19 protein-coding genes are annotated in these 21,553 nt (G+C 47.9%); 16 read left to right on the forward strand and 3 right to left on the reverse strand.

The genetic code is table 11. From position 1 onward, the window contains the following. Positions 1 to 10 precede the first annotated feature (10 nt). The 10 genes from eda to QOX44_RS07975 all read left to right on the forward strand — a co-directional run bounded on the left by eda (position 11) and on the right by QOX44_RS07975 (position 14,083). The gene (eda, locus tag QOX44_RS07930) at positions 11 to 973 is read left to right on the forward strand and encodes a bifunctional 4-hydroxy-2-oxoglutarate aldolase/2-dehydro-3-deoxy-phosphogluconate aldolase (RefSeq protein ID WP_283682511.1); all 963 of its coding nucleotides are present in this window, start codon (positions 11 to 13) and stop codon (positions 971 to 973) included. A gap of 33 nt (positions 974 to 1,006) precedes the next feature. Next, the gene (locus QOX44_RS07935) at positions 1,007 to 2,029 is read left to right on the forward strand and encodes a sugar kinase (protein WP_283682512.1); all 1,023 of its coding nucleotides are present in this window, start codon (positions 1,007 to 1,009) and stop codon (positions 2,027 to 2,029) included. A 26-nt stretch (positions 2,030 to 2,055) separates the two neighbouring features. Continuing rightward, entirely contained in the window at positions 2,056 to 3,048 is a 993-nt protein-coding gene (locus tag QOX44_RS07940; RefSeq protein WP_283682513.1) for a dihydroxyacetone kinase subunit DhaK, read from the forward strand. 11 nt (positions 3,049 to 3,059) lie between these two features. Further along, positions 3,060 to 3,698 carry a dihydroxyacetone kinase family protein gene (locus QOX44_RS07945; protein ID WP_283682514.1) on the forward strand — a complete coding sequence of 213 codons (639 nt, stop codon included), beginning with the start codon at positions 3,060 to 3,062 and terminating at the stop codon, positions 3,696 to 3,698. A gap of 304 nt (positions 3,699 to 4,002) precedes the next feature. Then, entirely contained in the window at positions 4,003 to 8,376 is a 4,374-nt protein-coding gene (locus QOX44_RS07950; protein WP_283682516.1) for a SpaA isopeptide-forming pilin-related protein, read from the forward strand. A 139-nt stretch (positions 8,377 to 8,515) separates the two neighbouring features. Continuing rightward, positions 8,516 to 9,199 carry a GTP pyrophosphokinase family protein gene (locus QOX44_RS07955; RefSeq protein ID WP_331488354.1) on the forward strand — a complete coding sequence of 228 codons (684 nt, stop codon included), beginning with the start codon at positions 8,516 to 8,518 and terminating at the stop codon, positions 9,197 to 9,199. A 273-nt stretch (positions 9,200 to 9,472) separates the two neighbouring features. Next, positions 9,473 to 11,539, forward strand: coding sequence for a DHH family phosphoesterase (locus tag QOX44_RS07960; RefSeq protein WP_283682517.1), 2,067 nt, complete (start codon positions 9,473 to 9,475; stop codon positions 11,537 to 11,539). 2 nt (positions 11,540 to 11,541) lie between these two features. After that, positions 11,542 to 11,988 (forward strand): 50S ribosomal protein L9, encoded by a 447-nt coding sequence (gene rplI / locus QOX44_RS07965; protein WP_283682518.1) that lies wholly within the window; start codon positions 11,542 to 11,544, stop codon positions 11,986 to 11,988. Between the two features lie 78 nt (positions 11,989 to 12,066). Beyond that, positions 12,067 to 13,395, forward strand: coding sequence for a replicative DNA helicase (gene dnaB, locus QOX44_RS07970; protein ID WP_283682519.1), 1,329 nt, complete (start codon positions 12,067 to 12,069; stop codon positions 13,393 to 13,395). A gap of 91 nt (positions 13,396 to 13,486) precedes the next feature. After that, entirely contained in the window at positions 13,487 to 14,083 is a 597-nt protein-coding gene (locus QOX44_RS07975; protein ID WP_283682520.1) for a MerR family transcriptional regulator, read from the forward strand. A 118-nt stretch (positions 14,084 to 14,201) separates the two neighbouring features. Here the strand turns inward: QOX44_RS07975 and QOX44_RS07980 are convergent, their stop codons facing one another. Beyond that, positions 14,202 to 14,372, reverse strand: a complete 171-nt coding sequence (locus tag QOX44_RS07980) for a DUF362 domain-containing protein (protein WP_283682521.1) — start codon at positions 14,370 to 14,372, stop codon at positions 14,202 to 14,204. A 362-nt stretch (positions 14,373 to 14,734) separates the two neighbouring features. Between QOX44_RS07980 and QOX44_RS07985 the strand changes: the two genes are divergently transcribed. Further along, positions 14,735 to 14,947: a DUF1858 domain-containing protein gene (locus tag QOX44_RS07985; protein ID WP_283682522.1), complete on the forward strand. Its 213-nt coding sequence runs from the start codon at positions 14,735 to 14,737 to the stop codon at positions 14,945 to 14,947. Between the two features lie 165 nt (positions 14,948 to 15,112). Here the strand turns inward: QOX44_RS07985 and QOX44_RS07990 are convergent, their stop codons facing one another. Next, positions 15,113 to 15,886, reverse strand: coding sequence for a TIGR03915 family putative DNA repair protein (locus QOX44_RS07990; RefSeq protein WP_283682523.1), 774 nt, complete (start codon positions 15,884 to 15,886; stop codon positions 15,113 to 15,115). 55 nt (positions 15,887 to 15,941) lie between these two features. Next, on the reverse strand, positions 15,942 to 17,267 hold the full coding sequence (locus QOX44_RS07995; RefSeq protein ID WP_283682524.1) for a putative DNA modification/repair radical SAM protein: 1,326 nt from the start codon (positions 17,265 to 17,267) through the stop codon (positions 15,942 to 15,944). A gap of 274 nt (positions 17,268 to 17,541) precedes the next feature. Between QOX44_RS07995 and QOX44_RS08000 the strand changes: the two genes are divergently transcribed. From QOX44_RS08000 to QOX44_RS08020, 5 genes are all read left to right on the forward strand, one after another. After that, positions 17,542 to 18,297 (forward strand): MerR family transcriptional regulator, encoded by a 756-nt coding sequence (locus QOX44_RS08000; RefSeq protein WP_283682525.1) that lies wholly within the window; start codon positions 17,542 to 17,544, stop codon positions 18,295 to 18,297. A 193-nt stretch (positions 18,298 to 18,490) separates the two neighbouring features. After that, complete coding sequence (locus QOX44_RS08005) at positions 18,491 to 18,769, forward strand: DUF2325 domain-containing protein (protein ID WP_283682527.1); 279 nt, start codon at positions 18,491 to 18,493, stop codon at positions 18,767 to 18,769. Positions 18,770 to 18,895: 126 nt separating this feature from the next. Next, complete coding sequence (locus tag QOX44_RS08010) at positions 18,896 to 19,306, forward strand: EamA family transporter (protein WP_283682528.1); 411 nt, start codon at positions 18,896 to 18,898, stop codon at positions 19,304 to 19,306. Positions 19,307 to 19,433: 127 nt separating this feature from the next. Next, entirely contained in the window at positions 19,434 to 20,105 is a 672-nt protein-coding gene (locus tag QOX44_RS08015; protein ID WP_283682529.1) for a response regulator transcription factor, read from the forward strand. Continuing rightward, positions 20,089 to 21,507: a sensor histidine kinase gene (locus QOX44_RS08020; RefSeq protein ID WP_283682530.1), complete on the forward strand. Its 1,419-nt coding sequence runs from the start codon at positions 20,089 to 20,091 to the stop codon at positions 21,505 to 21,507. Before QOX44_RS08015 ends, QOX44_RS08020 begins: the two co-directional genes overlap by 17 nt. Positions 21,508 to 21,553 lie beyond the last annotated feature (46 nt).

The following is a 21,553-nucleotide window of genomic DNA, read 5'->3' on the forward strand; positions in this document are numbered from 1 at the left end:
AGGTAAAGATATGACCATTTTTGAGAAAATGAAGGAGACAGGTATTGTTCCTGTAATAAAAATTCCATCAGCAGAACATGCAGTACCTTTGGCAAGAACACTGCTGGAGGCAGGGATTCCTCAGATTGAAGTGACTCTGAGAAATGAATGTGCACTGGACTGTATCCGGGCGATAAAAAAGGAACTTCCGCAGATGACAGTGGCTGCGGGAACAGTTCTCTCACCAGAGCAGGTGCAGCTGGCAAAGGAAGCCGGAGCCGAGCTGTGTGTGACGCCGGGATTTAATGAAGACGTTGTAAAGGCCTGCCAGGAGGCGGATATTCCGGTCCTTCCCGGCGCAGTCACAGCGACGGAGATTGAACGGGGAATGAAGCTGGGGCTTCATATATTTAAATTTTTCCCGGCAGAGCTTTTGGGCGGCGTTAAGACGATCAAAGAGCTGACAGGACCGTATTCAAATATCGAATTCGTCCCGACTTCCGGGATCAGGATGGATAATATGGGAAATTATCTGTCTAATCCAAAGGTGGCGGCAGTAGGAGGAAGCTTTATGGCTCCGGCGGATAAGGTTCTCGCAAAAGACTGGGAAGGTATCAGAGCATTATGTGAAAAGGCTGTTGCGGTCTCACACAATTTCCACCTGGTACATATTGGGCTTAATCTTGAAAATGAGGCGGCGGCAAAGGATATGGCAGAGGAATTGGGAGCGATGTTTGGGATCGGTTACCGCGCAGGCGGCAGAAGCGATTTTGCCGGAGAGCTGTTTGAATGCTGCAAAATCAAGTTTCCCGGAGAAAAAGGACACATTGCAATCGGTGTCAGGAGCGTAGAGCGTGCTATGGCATATCTGCAGAAAAAAGGATATGCGATGAGAGAGGAATTTAAGAATTATACCAGCGCCGGAAAACTGAATGCAGTTTACCTGGAAAAGGAATTTGGCGGTTTTGCGATTCACCTTTTAAATCGTCCGTAGAGAGGATCTGTTTGACAGGGAAAGGAATATTATATGAAAAAAGTAGTTGGTTTTGGAGATTTTCTGGTGCGGTTGAGCCCGCCGGGATATCTCAAATTTATACAGGCAGATACGTTTGATATAAATTACACGGGAGCAGAAGCAAATGTACTGGTATCTTTGTCCTGCATGGGAGTAAAGACGGAATTAGTGACCCGCGTTCCGGATCACGCGATTGCAGACAGCGGTCTGGCCATGATGCGCAAATTTGGCGTAGGTGTTGAGCACGTAGTAAAAGGCGGAGAGCGTATGGGAGTATTTTATCTGGAAAAGGGAGCCTCTCAGCGTCCTTCGAGGATCGTATATGACAGAAAATACAGTGCTATTGCTATGGCAGAACCGGGGATGTTTGACTGGGATGCAGCTTTTGAAGGAGCTTCTCATTTCCATATCACGGGAATTACCCCGGCGCTTGGAACAGCCATGCCGGAGGTATCGATCGGAGCGGTCAGGGCGGCAAAGGAACACGGGCTGACGGTAAGCTGTGATCTGAATTACCGCAAAAATATGTGGTCTGCGGATGCGGCCAGAGACTGTATGGAAAAAATGCTTCAGTATGTAGATATCCTCATCGCCAATGAGGAGGATGCAGATAAGGTATTGGGGATCCGGGCAGCGGATACCGATGTGACCACAGGAAAATTAAACAAGGACGGATATGTAGATGTAGCCGCGCAGCTGTGTGACAAGTATGGAGTAAGGGAAGTAGGGATCACGCTGCGTAGGAGCATCAGTGCTTCCGATAATGAGTGGGGTGCACTGTTGTATTCTGACGGAAAGCCGTATTTTTCCAGAACCTATCCAATCCATATTGTAGACCGCGTTGGGGGCGGGGATTCCTTTGCTGCGGGATTGCTCTATGGAGATCTGCAGGGATTTGAATCTCAGAAAAAGATTGAATATGCTGCGGCTGCATCATGTCTGAAGCATTCTATTGAGCTGGATTTCAATCTTTCCAGTGTATCGGAGATAGAGCTTTTGATGAATGGAGACGCGTCAGGACGGGTACAGAGGTAACTGTTCGTATTGTGGAGGGATGCTTTATGAAGAAAATTATGAATCAGGCAGAAAATTATACAGATGAGATGCTTAGAGGGATTTATGCAGTGCATAAAGATCAGGTGAAATGTGCTGCCGGAGACCTTCGGTGTTACTGTACTGCTAAAAAGGTTCCGGGTAAAGTAGCGATTATTACAGGGGGAGGAAATGGCCATCTGCCCTTATTCTTAGGCTATGTGGGGGATGGAATGCTGGATGGCTGCGGCGTGGGAGATGTATTTCAGTCTCCCTCTGGAAAACAGATTTATCATATTACAAAAGAGGTGGAAGCAGGGGCAGGAGCGCTGTATCTGTATGGCAACTATACGGGAGACGTCATGGTATTTGATGATGCTGCAGAGCGGTGTGAGATGGATGATATTGAAACACGCAGTATTGTTGGCGCCGATGATGTAAACAGCAGTCAGGATGTAACTGTGCGCCGAGGTGTGGCAGGTATCTTCTTTATGTATAAAGCAGCGGGAGCGAAGGCCAGAGCCATGGGCACTTTGGATGAAGTGCTGGCAGCTGCCCAGAAAGCAAAGGATGCTACCCGCACAGTCGGATTTGCTTTAACGCCTTGTATCATTCCGGAAAAAGGGGTTCCTAATTTTGAGCTTGGTGAAAACGAGATGGCTATGGGGATGGGAATCCACGGAGAGCCGGGGATTTGGAATGGTCCGGTCAAAACGGCAGATGAAATAGCGAAGGAGAGCTGTGATACGATATTAAAGGATATGCCCGTAGAGAAAGGAAGTCAGGTAGCGCTTTTGATCAACGGGCTTGGAAGCACACCGCTGGATGAGCAGTATATTCTGGCGAACAGTGTGATGGAATATCTGAAAGAAAAAGGCATCACGGTTTATCGTACCTGGGTGGGAGAATACGCTACAAGCATGGAAATGGCGGGCGCGTCTGTGTCTATTTGTAAGGTAGATGAGGAACTCAAGGGCTGGCTTGATGAACCGGTAAATACGCCATTTTATAAGCAGGTGTAAGGAGGCAGAAAATGGAAAAAGTGACAGTAAAAGAGCTTCCGGAGCTGTTTGGGACAATTGCAGTGAAATTTGAAGAAAATGCAGAGCTGCTTTGTGAAATGGACAGTAAGATGGGTGACGGGGATCTGGGTCTGACTATGAAAAAAGGCTTTGGCGGACTTCCTGAGATTATCCGGACAATGGAGGAAGAGAACTTTTCCAGAAAACTCCGTAAAGCCGGAATGGAAATGACAGATTTAGTTCCATCTACTATGGGAATGCTGATGGGAACAGGCATTTCTTTCGGCGGAAAGGCACTGGGGGAAAAGTCAGAATTAGACGGAGAAGGTCTGGTTTTGTTCCTGGAAGGCTTTTGTTCCGGGATTGTGAAACGGGGCAAATGTGCGGAAGGCGACCGGACAGTTCTGGACTGTTTTGCGCCTGCGGCGAAAAAGGCGAGAGCTTTGCTGGAGGAAGAGAAGGGCGCATCCTTGAAGATGATTTGTGAGGCTGCCCTGGAAGGTGCCAAGGAAGGTGTAGAAGCGACCAAAAATATGGTTCCAAAGTTTGGTAAAGCTGCAGTCCATGCAAATATAGCTTATGGAGTGGCTGACCAGGGGGCTGTGGCAGGACTTATTATGATAGAAGGAATGGCAGACTATATATTATAAATAATAGAGCAGTAGAAAAAAAGGATCCTCTCAAATGCCGGAACAGGTACTTGAGGGGATTTTTAGATTTGAAGAAATACTCATAATACTCATAACACGAATATAAATACTCATAATATATATTGAAATATCACAAAAAGTATGTTATAATCAATGCAACATCTGAAGACCTTCTGGCGTTCGCCAATATTCCCTGTATTTCAGAAGTAAACAGTATGCAACATAAAACAGATCAAGGAAAGCACATTCCACCTGTATGCAGCGGGTGGATCAGTGAAAAGCAGTCAAAGCAAAAGGAGTATTTATGAGATTTTCAAAAAACTGGAAAAGACCAGGTGTATGGTGTATGCTCTGTATCATTTTATTTTTGCATGTCGGGAGCGGGTATCTGGCAGCAGAACTGCCGGGAAAGAGGGAGCTGGGCGCATCAGTGACACAGCAGCAGACTCCAGAGACAGGGGCGCAGCTGTCAGAGACAGAGACACCGTTATCAGAGAGAGAAACACAGGAGACAGAGCCATTGTCCTCTGAAATGGAGACACAGGAGCCGGAAACGGAAACACTGCCATCCGAAATGGAGACACAGGAGCCGGAGACGGAGACATCGTCCTCCGAAATGGAAACACAGGAGCCGGAGACAGAGCCGTCATCCTCTGAAATGGAAACAGCGGGGACACAGACAGAGGAAACGCAGACAGAGGATACAGAGAAACAGGAGATGGAAGAGGAAGAGACGCAGACACAGGCAGGAGAGGAGGCGCCGGAAGCATCGGAGGAAGAGACGCCTGAAGATGAGGAAACACAGACGGAAGAGGCGTGGACACAGGAGAGTAAACCGCAGGACAGCGGGACGGAGGCCGGGGATGAAGCGGAGACAGAAAAAAACCAGACAGAAGAGGGTGAGACAGATACAGATATGGAGACGGAGACAGAAGAGAGTGAATCAGCATATACAGAGCTCTGGAGGGACGGTGCGTTCAGACGGGCGGGCCGGATGGCGCGGTCGGGAGCTGCAAATCCAGTCGTAAAAAGGGATAATTCTCTGATCTTTACGTATCTGGAGTATCCCTGCTATTTTAAATATGTAACAAAGCATGGAATGGATACCGGGGGAAAGACGGTAGCGGCTTATTGTGTTTATAATACGTTGGAAGCACCGGAAAAGGAACCGTATCGTCCGACTGGAGACGGTGCATTTTCCAAAGAGATCACGTATTGCCTGTATAACGGCTGCCGTTACAGAGGAGAGACGGCGCACAGGAAAAAGTATTCTGTCGGTGACTGGAAGAAGGACTATTATATTACCCAGGTAGCGATCCATATTATCAATCATCAGCAGGGAAGAGAAAGCTCGATCGAGGATGCACTGCGGCCTTCAAAAGATACCGAGGTTTATAAAAAGATCATGAAGCTGGTCGAGGATGCGTATGCGGATACGGAGCTGGTGGGAAACGGCACGAATCAGAGCAAGGAAGTGACCTTTACGGTAGCGCCGCAGACGCAGGCACAGTGGCACCAGGAGAGTGACGGTACATGGAGGACGGCAGAGGATTACGTATGTGAGACGCCGTATCCCGGGCGTATTCTTTCTGCGGTTAAAGCGCTGGAGAGCGGGACGCCGCAGGGGATTTCACTGATTGAAAAGGAGCCGGGAAATCCCTGTTCTGCATTCTATTTTCGGGCAACAGATCAGGCATATCGGAAAATTGTCCGGGAGAAGCTCACAGTACGCGCGGCAGTTACGGTGACCGCGCAGGAGTATGGTGGCTGGTGGTATGAGCCTGTAGATGACAGCAAGAAGTGGCAGGCTGTCACGTATCTGGCGCTGGAACCGGTAAAAAAGGGGAAACGGCCAGTGGTATCGGCGAGTGCACATGCGTCTTATTTTGACGTGTGTATTTTGAAGAAGGATGATAAAAGTAAAAAGACGCTGCAGGGAGCAGTATATGGTCTGTATCGTGATGAAGCCTGCACGGGGCTTGTCGCACAGTTTCCGGCAACAGGCAAGGATGGAAGAGCAGAGCTTGGACAGATTTTGTGCGAACAGGATACTTATTATGTTAAAGAAATTACACCGCCTGCAGGATACTGTGTGAATAAGAAAGTATATCCGGTCTCTTCTGATAAGAGCCGGGTGGAGGTGACGGTGTGGGATCAGGCGCAGATGGCAGAAATTATCCTGAAAAAGACTGACAGTGATACTGGAAAGCCTGTCCCACAGGGAGATGCTTCGCTTGAGGGAGCACGGTATGGCGTATATGCAAGAGAGAATATTATCCATCCGGATGGCAGTACAGGAGTTTTATTTTCAAAAGGAGAGCAGGCGGCAGTTTTGCAGACCGGGGAGAATGGTACTGCACAGGCAGGTGGGCTGTATCCGGGCAGATATTATTTAAAGGAGATCACAGCTCCGCAGGGCTATGAGAAGGACCAGAAGGAATATGACCTGGATCTGCTTCCGGACGGAGGAAAGGTGCCGGTGATCCGCCGGGAAGTGACCGTAAAGGAGCAGGTGAAAAAACAGGCGTTTCAGATTATAAAACGGTCCGATCAGGGAAATGCCAGTCCGGAAGCGCTGTCGGGCGCCGGTTTTACGGTATGGATGATTTCTGATCTTTTGCACAAGGGAGAACAGGGATACGATACATCCGGCGCAGATCCCGTGGTAATCGGGCCGAAAGGAGAGACAGAGCTTTTTACAGATGAGAAAGGATATCTGTGTACAATCCCGCTGCCATATGGCAGATATCTGGTCCGTGAGACGACCGTACCGGCTGATCACAGCCCGGTAAAGGATTTTCAGGTAACAATTTCGGAGCATTCGCCGCAGGAGCCGCAGCCCTGGCTGATCCTGCTTGATAAGAGTCTGATGGCCCGGCTGAAAATCATAAAAAAGGATGCGCATACAGGCAGGCCGGTGCTGACCGCCGGGGCGGAATTTATTGTGACAGACCGCAGAAGCGGGGAGCGTATCGAGCAGACCACCTCTTATCCAGAGCATAAGGTACATACATCGTTTTTTACAAATGAAGAAGGATTTCTCATACTCCCACAGGCGTTGCCGCCTGGAGAATACCGGATTGAGGAAATCACAGCCCCGGAAGGATACATCCGAAATCCTGAGCCGATCGATTTTGAGATACACTCTGATACGGCATTTCAACAGGATGCGGATAACGGAGGGCTGATTGTGGAAAAAGAATGCCTAAATGAGCCGGTATGTGGAAAAATCAAGATTAAAAAATATGGAGAGCGGCTGTCATCCTGCCAGGAGGGAGCGTTTCTGTTTGAAAGAGCACAGTTGCCTGCGGTAGAGTTTGAGATCCTGGCGGCTGAAAATATTCTGGATTCAGAAAAAGAAATCATATTTGAAAAGGGCGTGCTTGTCGAAGAGCTTGTGACAGACGAGGAGGGGTGCGCAGTGTCACAGGAGCTGCCGCTTGGTACTTACCTTGTGCGGGAAAAACAGGCGCCTGATGGTTTCATTACCGATCAGCAGGGTGTGGAGGTAAAGCTCCAATATAAGGATCAGGAAACCGGGATCGTGATGGCAGAGATTGATTATGAGAACGTGAGACAGAAGATACAGATAAAAGTGATCAAGAGAGACAGACAGTCCGATAAGCTGCTTTTTGGCGCAGGATTTGGCCTGTATGCAGGAGAGGATATAAAAAATGCAAAAGGGGATGTGATTGTAAAAAAGGATCAGAAGCTTGCTGAATGCACAACGGATCAACAGGGCGAGGGGAGATTTTCGATCGATCTTCCGCATGGCAGATATTATATCCGGGAAGAAAGAGCGCCGGAAGGCTATGTAAATGAGCATGAAGTGAGAGAGGTAGATGTTACGGAGTGCGACGGCGTTACAGCTGTGATAGAGAAAGAGCTGCTGTTTGGCAATACGAGTACGCAGATACAGATCAGCAAAACGGATATTACAGACGGAGCGGAGATTACAGGTGCAAAACTGGAGATCCGTGATGAGCAGGGAAAAATCGTGGAGCAGTGGGTTTCTGAAAGCAGGCCGCACCAGATCCGCGGACTTGAGAAGGGCAGGACGTATACGCTGACGGAGACGCAGGCGCCGGAGGGCTATTTGATCGCAGAGACGATTACCTTTAAAGTAGAGGATACAGGGGAGATACAGAAGGTACGGATGGAGGATGCGCGTGCCAGAGGAAAGCTTTTTATAGAGAAGAAGGATAAAGACAGCGGGAAGCCGCTGGCGGGCGCAGTATTTGAGCTGCGGACCGATACCGGGGATCTGGTGGAAGAGCTGACGACCAATCAGGCTGGAAAGGCAGAAAGTCAGCTGCTGGAGATCGCCGGCTTTGAAAACGGTGTCTGCAAAGATCCTGTTTCTTATATCCTTCGGGAGAGTGTGCCGCCGGACGGATATCTTCTGGACGAGACGGAGTATCCTGTTATTTTCACGTATGCAAATGGACAGACTCCTGTTGTAGAAGTACATAAGGAGCTCCTCAATGAGGCAGAGCCACAGGAAACAGAAACAGAGAGTGAGACAGAAAAAACGCCAAAGGCTCCCGGGCCACAGTCACCTTCTCCAAAAACGGGAGATGACACAAATCTGGCCGGGCTGCTCATGGCTTTGGTTCTCTCGGCAGGTATCGCTGCAGTACTGATCAGATTTCGCACGAAGCTCAGGGGAAAAAGCTGAAGTTTACTGATTTTTAAGGATTCCAGATGGTGTTATTAGGTGAAATGACTGGATTGCTGAAACGATATGTGGTATAAAAGAGATGTTGGCAGGTATGAAGCCAGCTGATATACCGAAGAGAATCAGGAGGCAGAAGATTGTGGAAAATATATTTAGTCTGATAGAAGAGCCGCCGTATATAAAAATGCTTGAGACAGGGAAAAGATATCAGGAGCTTATGAATCGCTACCGCTGTGCGATCATGGAGGTAGAGACGAAGCTGAACGTATTAAATCTGGAGTTTTCCCTTCATTATGACAGAAATCCGTTTGAATCGATCGAGAGCAGGCTGAAAACACCGCGCAGCATTATTGAGAAGCTAAAGAAAAAGGGAATCCCTTTTAATGAGGAAACGCTGGAGCGAAGCATTGAAGAAAATCTTTATGATGTGGCAGGGCTCCGTGTGATCTGTGCATTTCAGGAGGATATTTATCATCTGGCAGATCTGCTGGTACAGCAGGATGACATTACCCTGATCCGGACAAAGGATTATATTAAGAATCCAAAGCCAAACGGTTACCGGAGCCTCCATCTGATCCTGGAAATCCCGATTTTCTTAAAAGAGGGAAAGACGATGATGAAGGTGGAGGTGCAGTTCCGTACGATCGCAATGGACTTCTGGGCAAGTGTGGATCACAGGCTGCGTTATAAGAAGGATCTTCCGAATGAGGCAGAGATCCTGGAGAAGCTGAGAAATTGCGCAACAGTGATCGCAGGGCTTGACGAGGAGATGCAGCAGATACGGACCATGATTGAGCAGAGTGAAGAAGACGGAGCCGTCTGAGGCAGGCGCTTCATATACAGAAGGCAGAGAGCGTGCGGGTGATCGTACTTTCTCTGCTTTTTGTTTGGAACAGCTGATTCAAGCTGGCGGTTGAACGGTTTCCTTTTTAACGCGATATATCCTCTTTTCTATCTCTTTAAATTGTGATACAATAGGAATACTTGGCAAAGGATTTCCTGGCCTGCAAAGACAGATACAAAGATACTTCATGAGCCAGAATACAGTAAGTGATGATCGCGTCTGACGCGATCAATAGAAGAAATGGAGATAGCTATGAAGAAAAACAAATCAGGCAATAAAGCCCAGATTAAGTACAGTGGGAATCTGATGCATCACTGGTACTGGTGTGTACTGATGATTCTTTTCCTTCTGATCCTCACGGCAGCAGTATTGTATGTAGATACGCTGGCTGGCATGATCGTAGGAGGCTTTACGGCAGTGATCTTTCTGTCAGTGTTTCTGCTTGATGCGTACTTTAAGCCGCGCGTGCTGATCGAGCTGCTTGATTTTGCACATAAGTTCAGCGGCGTGGAGAAGGCGATGCTGAAAAGCTTTATTATCCCGTACGGGATTGTACAGACAGACGGCAAGATCCTCTGGATGAATGATATGCTGATGGGACTGACCGGAAAGAACGAGCATTATCACAAGAATATCATCTCCGTCTTTCCCCAGCTGAATCCTTCCCAGTTTCCGCTGGGCGAGGAGAGCCGCAGCGCGCAGATCGGACATGAGGGAAAGCTGTACCGCGTGGATATGAAAAAGATCGCGCTGGAGGATCTGGTGGACGGGCTTGACGGCGTAGAGCGTCTGACAGATGAGTGCTATGTGATCGCGCTGTATTTCTTTGATGTTACAGAGCTTGCGCAGTTCAAGCAGGAGAATTATGAGCAAAAGCCGGTGGTGGGGCTTTTGTATATGGACAATTATGATGAGGTCATGGACAGCGTCGAGGATGTGAGGCGTTCGATGCTGGAAGCGCTGGTTGACCGCCGGATCACCAAGTATATTTCCTCGATCGGCGGGCTGATCAAAAAGCTGGAGAAGGATAAATACATCCTGGTGGTGAAGCGGAAAGATCTGGAAACGATGGAGGCGGACCGTTTCTCGGTACTGGAGGATGTAAAGACAGTCAATATCGGAAATACGATCAATATGACCGTCAGCATCGGTATTGGTACGAACTGCGGTGATTATGCGAAAAACTGTGATGCTGCCAGAGTTGCGATCGAGATGGCGCTTGCCCGGGGCGGAGATCAGGCAGTTGTCAAGGAACAGGAAAAGATGTCTTTCTTTGGAGGAAAGACGCAGCGCGCAGAGCGAAATACAAGAGTGCGGGCGCGCGTAAAGGCGCAGGCGCTGCGCGAACTGATCAGTACGCGCGAGCGGGTCATCGTCATGGGGCATAAGATGCCGGATATTGATTCCTTTGGGGCATGTATCGGCGTCTGCCGCGCGGCACAGCAGGCAGGAAAGCCGGCGCATGTCGTGCTGGGAGACAGGAACAGCAATATCCGCCCGTGGATCGAGGTGCTGGAAGAGGAATGCGGGTATGACGAGAAGTTTTTCCTCACTCACGATCAGGCGATCGAGATGACGAATCAGAATACAGCAGTGATCGTCGTGGATACCAATCGTCCGAGTATGACAGAGTGCGAGCAGCTTCTGTATCTGACAAAGACGATCGTTGTCCTGGATCACCACAGACAGGGAACAGAGAAGATTGAAAATGCATCGCTGTCCTATATTGAGCCTTCGGCATCCTCATCGTGTGAAATGATCTCTGAGATCTTGCAGTATTACGATGACACGATCAAGCTGAAGCCGGAAGAAGCAGACTGTATTTATGCAGGAATTATCGTGGATACGAACAATTTTGTGGCAAAGACAGGTATGCGGACATTTGAAGCGGCTGCATTTTTGCGCAGGAACGGCGCAGACATGACACGGGTACGCAAATCCTTCCGCAATGATATGGATACGTACAAAGCGCGTGCGGAGGCGGTCCGCCATGCGGAGGCATTTATGGGATGCTATGCGATCAGCGTCTGTCCAAGCGCAGGACTCGAAAATCCGACTGTCGTAGGAGCGCAGGCAGCGAATGAGCTGCTCAATATCATTGGAGTAAAGGCATCTTTTGTACTGACAGATTATAATAATGTCATCTATATCAGTGCGCGGGCGATTGATGAAGTAAATGTGCAGATCATCATGGAGCGTCTTGGCGGCGGCGGACATATGAATATTGCGGGAGCGCAGCTTCCGGGGGCTGATATTGACGAGGCGCGCGTAAAATTAAAAGAAGTATTGACACAGATGACGAAAGAAGGAGCGATTTGATTATGAAAGTGATTTTATTACAGGATGTAAAGTCTCTCGGAAAAAAGGGAGATATCGTAGAGGTAAGTGAAGGGTATGCGCGCAACATGCTCTTGAAAAAGGGACTGGGAAAAGAAGCGACAGGGCAGAATATGAATGACCTGAAGCTGCAGAAAGCAAATGCGGAAAAAATCGCGCGGGAGATCCTTGAGGCAGCCCAGGCTCTGGCGAAGGAGATGGAAGGGAAGTCAATCCGGGTCGCAGTCAAGACAGGGGAAGGCGGGAGAGTCTTTGGATCTGTTTCGAGCAAGGAGATTGCAGAGGAGATCAAGAAACAGCTCGGATACGATGTGGACAAGAAGAAAATCCAGATCGACAATCCGATCCGTGCTCTGGGAGTGACGAATGTGGCGATCAAGCTGCATGCAAAGGTAACGGCGGAGATCGCGGTGAAGGTGGTAGAGCTTTAAGGCATAGCGAAACGATCATCAGGGGAGGCGGCAGAAAAAGTCTGCCGCAGCCCCTGAATTAGCGAAAGGAGAAATGTCATGGAAGAAGCATTGCTCAAGCGGGTGATGCCGCACAGTATTGAAGCGGAACAGTCCGTAATAGGCGCCATGATCCTTGACAGAGATGCGGTCACGGTCGCTTCGGAGATGCTTAACAGTGAGGATTTTTATCAGAAGCAGTATGGGATCCTTTTTGAAACGATGACGGAGCTTTACAGCGAGGGAAAGCCGATCGACCTGATCACGCTGCAGAACCGGCTGAAGGAGAAGGATGTGCCGCCGGAGGTGAGCAGTCTGGAATTTGTCCGTGACATGATCACAGCAGTTCCGACATCGGCAAATGTAAAGTATTATGCGGAGATTGTTTCGGAAAAAGCGCTGCTGCGCCGCCTGATCAAGGTAAATGAGGATATTGCTGCCGCCTGCTACGCCGGAAAAGAGCGTGTGGAGGATATTCTGGAGGATACAGAAAAGAACATTTTCAAAGTACTCCAGCGCAGGACGAATGATGAATTTGTGCCGATCAAGGAGGTCGTGCTTAACGCTCTGGATAAGATCGAGGCGGCGAGCCGTCTTAAGGGCAGTGTGACGGGGATGCCGACCGGGTTTATTGATCTTGATTACAAGATGTCCGGCTTTCAGCCTTCCGATCTGATCCTGATCGCAGCGCGTCCGTCTATGGGAAAAACAGCGTTTGTGCTGAATATTGCAGAGTACATGGCATTTCGCAGTAATGAGACAGTCGCGATCTTCAGTCTGGAGATGTCAAAGGAACAGCTGGTCAATCGTTTGTTCGCACTGGAGTCTCACGTAGATTCGCAGGTTTTACGTACCGGTAATCTCAGTGACAGTGACTGGGCAAATCTGATCGAGGCAGCCGGCACGATCGGGCGGTCAAATCTGATCATTGATGATACACCTGGTATCAGTGTGGCAGAGCTTCGCAGCAAGTGCAGAAAGTTCAAGCTGGAGCATAATCTGGGGATTATTATGATCGACTATCTGCAGCTGATGCAGGGCAGCAGACGTTCTGAGTCAAGACAGCAGGAAATCTCGGAGATTTCCCGTTCTCTGAAAGAAATCGCGCGAGAGCTGCATGTTCCGGTGGTCGCATTGTCGCAGCTTTCCCGTGCTGTGGAGCAAAGACCGGACCATCGTCCGATGCTTTCTGACCTGCGAGAATCGGGAGCGATCGAGCAGGATGCCGATGTTGTTATGTTTTTGTATCGTGATGATTATTATAATCATGATACGGAGAAGAAGGATGTGGCAGAGGTGATCATTGCCAAACAGCGAAATGGCCCGATAGGTACTGTGGAGCTGGCATGGCTGCCGCGTTTTACAAAGTTTGCAAATATGAAAAAATAAAAAACAGGTTCTATTTTCAGAAGCTTCTTCATATATTTAATCAGAGACACGAGTATGTGAGCAAATTGCAGCGGATAAGGGGAGAAGCTTTATGGAAGAGAAATCATATTCAGTATCAGAAGCAGTGCGGCTCGTCGGTGTAGAGTCGCACGTTCTTCGTTATTGGGAAGATGAATTGAACATTTCTATACAGAGAAATGCGCAGGGACACCGTATATACAGCAGCAGGGATATCAAAGTTTTCCGGAAAGCAAAGGACTGGAAGGAAAAGGGACTGCAGCTCAAGGCGATCCGGGTGCTTCTGGAACAGTCGGAGTCGTCAGACAGCGCAGGAGCGGTAAGCTTTAAAAAACAGATGTCAGACACACTTTTTTCAGACCATTCACAGTGCGATATAGAGGGAGAGGCCTGCTCGTACGAGATTGTTCCGACGATACAGGAGACGCAGGACAGTCTCAATCAGATTGCGGCGGTATTCCGGCAGATCGTGGAGGAAGTCGCTGAGACGCAGAATGAGCGTCTGGAACAGATGCTTGCGACTCAGCTTCGCGAGGAAGCCAGAGATCTCTATCTGCAGTATTTTCAGATGCTGCAGGAGGCAGCCTGCGCCAGAACATCGGCGGAGGACAGGCCCCGAAGCGGGAAATTCAGGCGGATCTGGGATATTTTATCCGGACGGGAAGAATGAGGGCGTAAAAGTCCATCAAAAAAGGTACTGGATCTTATGGATCAGAACAGGTCCGATCGAAAGAAACAGTACCTTTTTTCTATTTATCGGATGCAGTGCATCCGCTGTCCGCGACGGATTACTCAGCAGAGATAGCGTCTGTCGGACATACGCCTTCGCATGTACCACAGTCAAGACATGCATCCGGATCAATTACGTACTTGCCATCGCCTTCGGAGATAGCGTCTGCCGGACACTCACCTGCGCATGTACCGCAAGCTACACAATCATCAGAAATTACATATGCCATGATAATATCCTCCTTTTAGATTCTGTATTCGACTTTCGTAAGAAGTCTTTCACTTATTCTAATACATCTTGTCGAAATACACAAGCAGAAAAGCAGATTTTATGTTGTTTTTATATGGGAACAAAGGGAAAAGTAAGAAAAGAGGAGGAAAAACGGACAGGGGTATGTCGGGGAGAGGACAGATTCTGGCGGAAGATGCGGTGGATTCCTTGGTTTACAGAAACTACACTTGTATGGTATAATAGGAACACTTCATGAACCGAAGCGTAGCGAACGGTAAATTTAGTGATCATGGTATAATAGGAAAACACTTCATGCACTAAGAGAAGTAATAGTAAATGAAATAGAGGAGGAAATATAAAATGGCAGCAATGATTACGAAGGACACAACAATTGGTGAGATCATCCGTATTGAGCCGCAGCTTGCTCAGGTGCTTATGGCTGGCGGTATGCACTGTGTAGGATGCCCGTCTTCTCAGATGGAGACGCTGGAGGAAGCAGCTATGGTACATGGCATTGAGCTGGATGTGCTTCTGGCAAGACTGAATGCATTTATGGAAGCTCTGAACAAATAAAACAAAAAGTCAGTAAAATCGGCAGAGCTGCAGGTCAGGATGGACATGCTCTGTCAAAGCGGCGGGTATTGCAGTCTGGGAGGAGGATGCCAGGCTGCAGTACCCGTTTTATATCTCATAAAAATGTGAAAAATCCGCCGGATATCAAAGTCTTCAGAGGGATATCTACTGCCCTTCTGTCATCCACGGGCGGAATTTAAGGGGCCAGAACTGCTGCTGCAGGTGCGGATTCTTTCTCTGCTCGATAGCGATGCTGCTGCAAAAGCCGCGCCACAGTTCCTGCATCTGCTGTTCCAGCAGGGAGATATCTTCCTTTTGGAGCGCATCCGGCCGGGTGTCACGCAGAATAAACCAGGGGCGTGATCCGCCGTGGATCAGGCAGTCGTTATGAGTGTTGTCGTAGATCATGAAGTTTTCATTTGGAAAACGGTCGGAAAAATGATCGCCGATCAGAGGGAGGATCTGATTTTCCGCGTGGATTTCCGAAAACAGAACACCGTTTTTTAACTCACGGAACCGCACAAACTGGAGATAGCGGTGTGCTTCATTGCCTGTCCTGCGGGAAAGCTCAAAGATACGGGAAACATGGGGATCCTGCAGCTTCCAGATTACTTTTCGGGCCTCTTCGGACGGAGTATGGCGGGACATCCCAAGGAGTGTGACGCGATAGATGTGGTCCGCGCGGTCGGGGCTTTTGCTGAGGGCGGCCTGATAGATAGTCTGATAGGCATCCAGCCCCATTTTCTCTCGGATTGAGCGGGCTACTTTTTCTGCTTTTTGAGCATCTGCAGATACCTGACGGTATTCGGCAAACAGCTCCAGATCCATCGGAGCATGGATGCGCAGGGCAATGCAGTCATGCCCCAGACGGCTGGCCCATGCGTCATAGATACCAGTAAAAATGCCGTCGACACTGTCTTCACATAAAAAAATCACCATATGCTTTCCTTTCCGCTGCAGCCATATCGCAGAAGATCTGCTGCAGCTGTAGCATTTAAGCGCCTGCCTGCAGCAGTTTGTCCGGGATGCTCCCAAATATCTGATCATCGTCAAACAGGGAGAGCTGGCGATAGGTCAGTGTCTCAGAAGGAGCGGGGCCGCGGCTCTGCAGCAGATTGCGCAGGATCGTATCTTCCTCTATACGAAGCGGGTACATCTGCCTGCCGCTGCATGTGATAAAATACACGGCACGCTTCAGGACAACGCCGGCCTTCTTGAGATCCGGAAAATCGAGAGAACCGCTTTTTCTCGCATAAAGGATCCGCCGGGCGGATTTTGGCCCAATACCGGGAACCCGCAGGAGCGTATAATAGTCTGCGCGGTTGATCTCTACCGGAAAGTGCTCCAGATGCGAGAGCGCCCAGTCGCACTTGGGATCCAGAAAGACATTAAAATTGGGGCGCTTTTCACTGAGCAGCTCCTGAGTCTGAAAGCCGTAAAAGCGGAGCAGCCAGTCAGCCTGATAGAGCCTGTGCTCTCGCAGGAGAGGAGGACCGCCTGGCAGAGCCGGGAGCATCGCATCCTCATTGACCGGTACAAAGGCTGAGTAGAACACGCGCTTTAAATCGAATTTTTGGTACAGGGACTCTGCAACGGAAAGGATCTGATAATCATTTTCCGGAGTAGCGCCAATGATCATCTGCGTGCTCTGCCCGGCAGGGACGAACTGCGGGGCATTGCGAAAAAGCATCAGCTCGTGTTTATTTTCCTGTGTCTGTAACTGGACCTGCCGCATCGGAGCAAGGATTTTTTTGCGGGTCTTGTGAGGGGCGAGTTTTCGCAAGCTGTCTGCGGTGGGAAGCTCCAGATTGACACTCATGCGGTCTGCAAGAAAGCCTGTCCGGGTGATCAGCTCCTGTGGGGCGCCCGGAATGGCTTTTACGTGGATATATCCCTCGAAGTGATGCTCATGACGGAGCTTATACAGGGTCTGATACAAAAGTTCCATCGTGTAGCCAGGATTTTTCAGTATGCCGGAGCTTAAAAACAGACCTTCGATATAATTTCTCCGGTAGAACTCCATGGTAAGGGTGCATACTTCATCCGGTGTAAAGGAGGTGCGCGGCACGTCATTGGAAGAGCGGTTCATGCAGTACTTGCAGTCAAAGATGCATTCATTCGTAAAGAGGATCTTGAGCAGAGCGATGCAGCGCCCGTCTGCCGAGAAGCTGTGGCAGATGCCAGCTGCGGTGCAGTTCCCCATGCCTTTGCCGCTGCCCTTGCGATCTACTCCGCTGGAGGTGCAGGCGACATCATATTTCGCGGCGTCTGTGAGGATATTCAGTTTTGTGTACAGGTCCATTTCTTTTGCTATCTGCATAATGCGCCTCCACTTTAAAAGAATCGAACATATGTTCTGAAAATATTATAGCATACCCGCGGGAAAATGCAAGGACTTAAATGCAAGGAGAGAACGGAAAAATATTTTTACAGATCGTCTGGATGGATACAGAAAATTGCTTGACTTTGACGCTGCGTCAACGGTTATGATGACAGTACCGGCGTGGCAAGGCTTGTACGCAGGTGCTGCCGCAAGTGATACAGACAGACGTGCTGCTTCATTTGCGCAAAAAAACAGATCAGGAGATGGAAGGATGGAATACAGTATCAGTGAATTATCCGGGCTGGCAGGTGTGAGTACCAGAACCCTGCGTTATTATGGAGAGATAGGGATTTTATCCCCTTTGTATGTCAGCGCGGCAGGTTATCGGTATTATGGCGATAAAGAAGTGGAACGGCTGCAGCAGATCCTGTTTTACAGGGAAAGAGGATTTGAATTAAAGCAGATCCGGGAAATTCTGCTTCATCCGGATTTTGACATAGAAACAGCGCTTCGGGAGCATCTGTCTGATCTAAAAGAAAAAAGAAAACGCATGGACCGTCTGATTGAGACCGTAGAGCAGACGATCGCAGCGGGAAAAGGAGAACGGATGATGAGTGACAGACAGAAATTTGAAGCGTTTAAGCAGCAGACAGTGCAGGAAAACGAGCTGCGGTATGGAGAAGAGGTGCGCCGGAAATATGGCTCTCAGGCGCTGGAGGCATCAAACCGAAGAATGCTCGATATGACACAGGAGCAGTGGGATCATTTTCAGAGTCTGGAGCATCAGATAAGAGAGGAGCTTGCGCGCGGCGTGAAGGCGGGTATCCGACCGGAAAGCGAGGAAGCGGGCAGGATTGTGCAGCTTCATAAGGAATGGCTTCAGATGACATGGAAGCAGTATTCCCCGCAGATGCACCGGGGCCTGGCTGGCATGTATCTGGCAGATGAACGATTTCGGGCGTATTATGACAGGAAAGTATCAGGCTGTACCAGACTGCTTTGCGCTGCCATCGAGCATTGGATCTGACAGCGCAGGAGGAGTGTTGACAAAAGGGATCTGAAATTGTATAATACAACAAAAGTTAGCGGCAGCTAACCAAAAAAAGCTGCCGCGTGTTTTTTATAAATGAGTTAGTGCGAGCTAACTCATTGCTGTGAAACGACCTGCCAGAAGAAAAGCAGGATCCATACAGGATGTACAAAATCAGGAGGATACAAATATGAGTATTGTAATTGTAGGGGGAAATGAATGTATGGTCCGCCAGTATAAAGAACTCTGTCAGAAGTACAGGTGCCGGGCAAAGATTTATCCCAAAATGACAACCGGGCTGCGAAATATGGGATGTCCGGATCTGCTTGTTCTGTTCACGAATACCATGTCCCATAAAATGGCGCGCTGTGCCGTAAGCGAGGCTAAGGGACAAAATATTAAGATCGCACGTTCTCACAGCAGCTCGATGGCGGCGCTTCGGACAATTCTGGAGGAGCACACCGCATAAACAATTACACCGTATAAGTATAAAAAGAATGTTCCGGTTGACAATTCATGAAAACCGCACTACACTGACGCTGTATCAGACAGAAAAGCTTTCAGGAACAGATACAGGAGAAAGAAGGGGCAGAGTATGTGGTTTTTATTTGCGATAGGCTCCGCGGTGTTTGCCGCGCTGACCTCTATTCTGGCTAAAGCAGGTATTTCGGGCGTCAACTCAAATCTGGCAACCGCTATCCGCACGGCAGTAGTTCTGATCATGGCGTGGGGCATCGTATTCCTGACAGGAGGACAAAATGGGATCTCGGGAATCAGCAGAAAAAGCTGGATGTTTCTCATTTTATCCGGACTGGCGACAGGCGCATCGTGGCTTTGCTATTACCGGGCACTGCAGATAGGAGAGGTATCCAAGGTTGTGCCGGTAGATAAGCTGAGTGTGGTGATCACGCTGGTTCTGGCATTTGTGTTTTTAAAAGAACCGTTTACAGCAAAGAGAGCCATTGGGGCAGTGCTGATCACAGCGGGGACATTATTTATGCTGTAAGAAGGTGTGTGCGCGTTACTTTTATGCCGGTTTTGGAGTATAAATACATCAGACTATTTGTTTAAACTACACAAGAATCACAAAAATCTATAGTACAATAGGAGGATGTGAGGAGGTGTACGTTTTTATGCAGCATATTTTAATTGTGGAAGACGATTTGGATATCCAGGAACTTCTAAAAAATTTTTTGCAGGAGGTCGGATACGAAACTACGGTTGCCGGTGACGGCATGGAGGCTATTGCGCTGTTTTCTACAAATCATTTTGATTTAATACTATTAGATATCCTGCTGCCGAAGATTGATGGGTTTACGGTCTGCGAATTGATTCGTAAACAATCACAGGTACCTGTTATCATGCTTACTGCTTTAAATGGAGAGGAAGAACAGATCAGGGGATTAGATTTGCAGGTAGATGATTACATCACAAAACCATTTTCTATGCCTATCTTAGTGCGTAAAATTGCTGCGGTTCTGCGGCGAAGCACAATGATGCCGGATCAGGCTCATCAAACAATATCCTATAAAAGTCTGATTTTAGATTTGGACAGTTATTCTGTGACAGTATATGGCGAATCGCATGAATTAACACAGCGGGAATTTGAAATCCTGCGGGAATTACTTTTGAATCAGGGACGTGTCCTGACTCGTCAAAATCTTTTGGAACGTCTCTGGAAATATGATTTCTATGGTGATGAGCGTGTCGTTGATACTCATATTAAGAATTTAAGAAAAAAACTGGGTATTGATTTTATACAGACGATCAGAGGAGTAGGATACAGAATTGACAGGGAAAAATAAGAGCAGCTTATTTACTAAAATATTTGTTATCACAGTTATTATGACAAGCCTGTGCTGTATTATCACTTATAGTGCGACTATGTGGCTTGTTCCAAAAACCTACAGTACCATTCTTGATGAGAATTTAGATCGTACAGTAACGTCTCTTCTCAAAAATGTTGAGAATGTCACTCCGTCGGAGAGCGGTTTATTTTTTGATGAATTTATATTAAACCAAAACGATGTGCTGCTTCAGTTATTTGATTCTTCGGGCTGTGAAATCGAAGTTCCGTCGCGAGATAATGTAACGTTCCCTGTTTCTGTTACAAGTGGGGTGGCAATTGAGAGCGATGATCCGGCGGCATATCGGGCAACACATCGTTACCTTTTTACTTTCGCAGATTCAGATGAGACTTATACATTAACGGTTGCAGGCAGCGCACAAGAAGTTAATTTACTCAAGGATACGTTGGGTGAAATCTTTTTTGTTCTTATTTTTATGGTTTTGACAGTTGCTGTGCTGGCTTCGGGCATTTATTCGCACTACGTGACCAGACCGGTTTTGCGTATCAGCGATGCGTCAAAAAAAATGGCGGAACTGGATTTTAGTTGGAGATGTGAAGAAAACAGAACAGACGAGCTTGGAATACTGGCGCATAGTCTGAATGAAATGTCACAGAAGCTGTATGCCGCGATGACAGAACTAAAAAGTGCGAATGAGAAATTGCAAAAAGATATTGAGCGTGAACGTGCATTAGAACAGGCGCAGTTGGATTTTTTTTCGGCAGTTTCCCATGAACTGAAAACGCCGATTACGATCATCAAGGGTCAGACAGAGGGTATGATCCTGAAGGTTGGTGATTATCAGGATCGTAATAAATATCTGGGGCGGTCGTTAGAAATCATCAATACTATGGAGGGAATGGTGCAGGAAATTTTAACGATTTCCCGTATGAAATCTTCAAAAGCCGGATTAAAAAAAGAAACAATCCAGTTTTCAAAGATGCTGAAACAGGAGTATGCGGCATTTGAAGATCTGATTATGAAAAAACGTATAGACTGGAACGAAAATATTTTTCCTGATTTATATATTGTTGGGGAAAAGATGCTGATACAGAAAGCAGTTAATAACTTAGTTTCTAATGCAATTGTTTACTCGCCAGAGGGTAGTGCTATTTATTTGAATGCTTTTTCTGAGAATGGAGTTGTTCAGTTTTGTCTGGAAAATACAGGCGCTCATATTCCAGATTCGGAGCTTTCAAAGGTGTTTGATGCATTTTACAGAGTGGAGCATTCTCGTAATAAGAGAAATGGCGGAAGTGGTTTAGGCCTATATATTGTTAAAACGATTTTGGAAAAGCATCAGGCGGAGTATAGTATAGAAAACACAAAAAGAGGCGTTTTATTTATCATTCGATTCTAAAAGCAAGAGGTCTGCACAAAAATAGTGTTCTCTATTTTATAACTAC

Origin of the sequence: Parablautia sp. Marseille-Q6255, from assembly GCF_951230155.1 — a bacterium.
In the GTDB taxonomy this organism is placed as follows: domain Bacteria; phylum Bacillota; class Clostridia; order Lachnospirales; family Lachnospiraceae; genus Choladousia.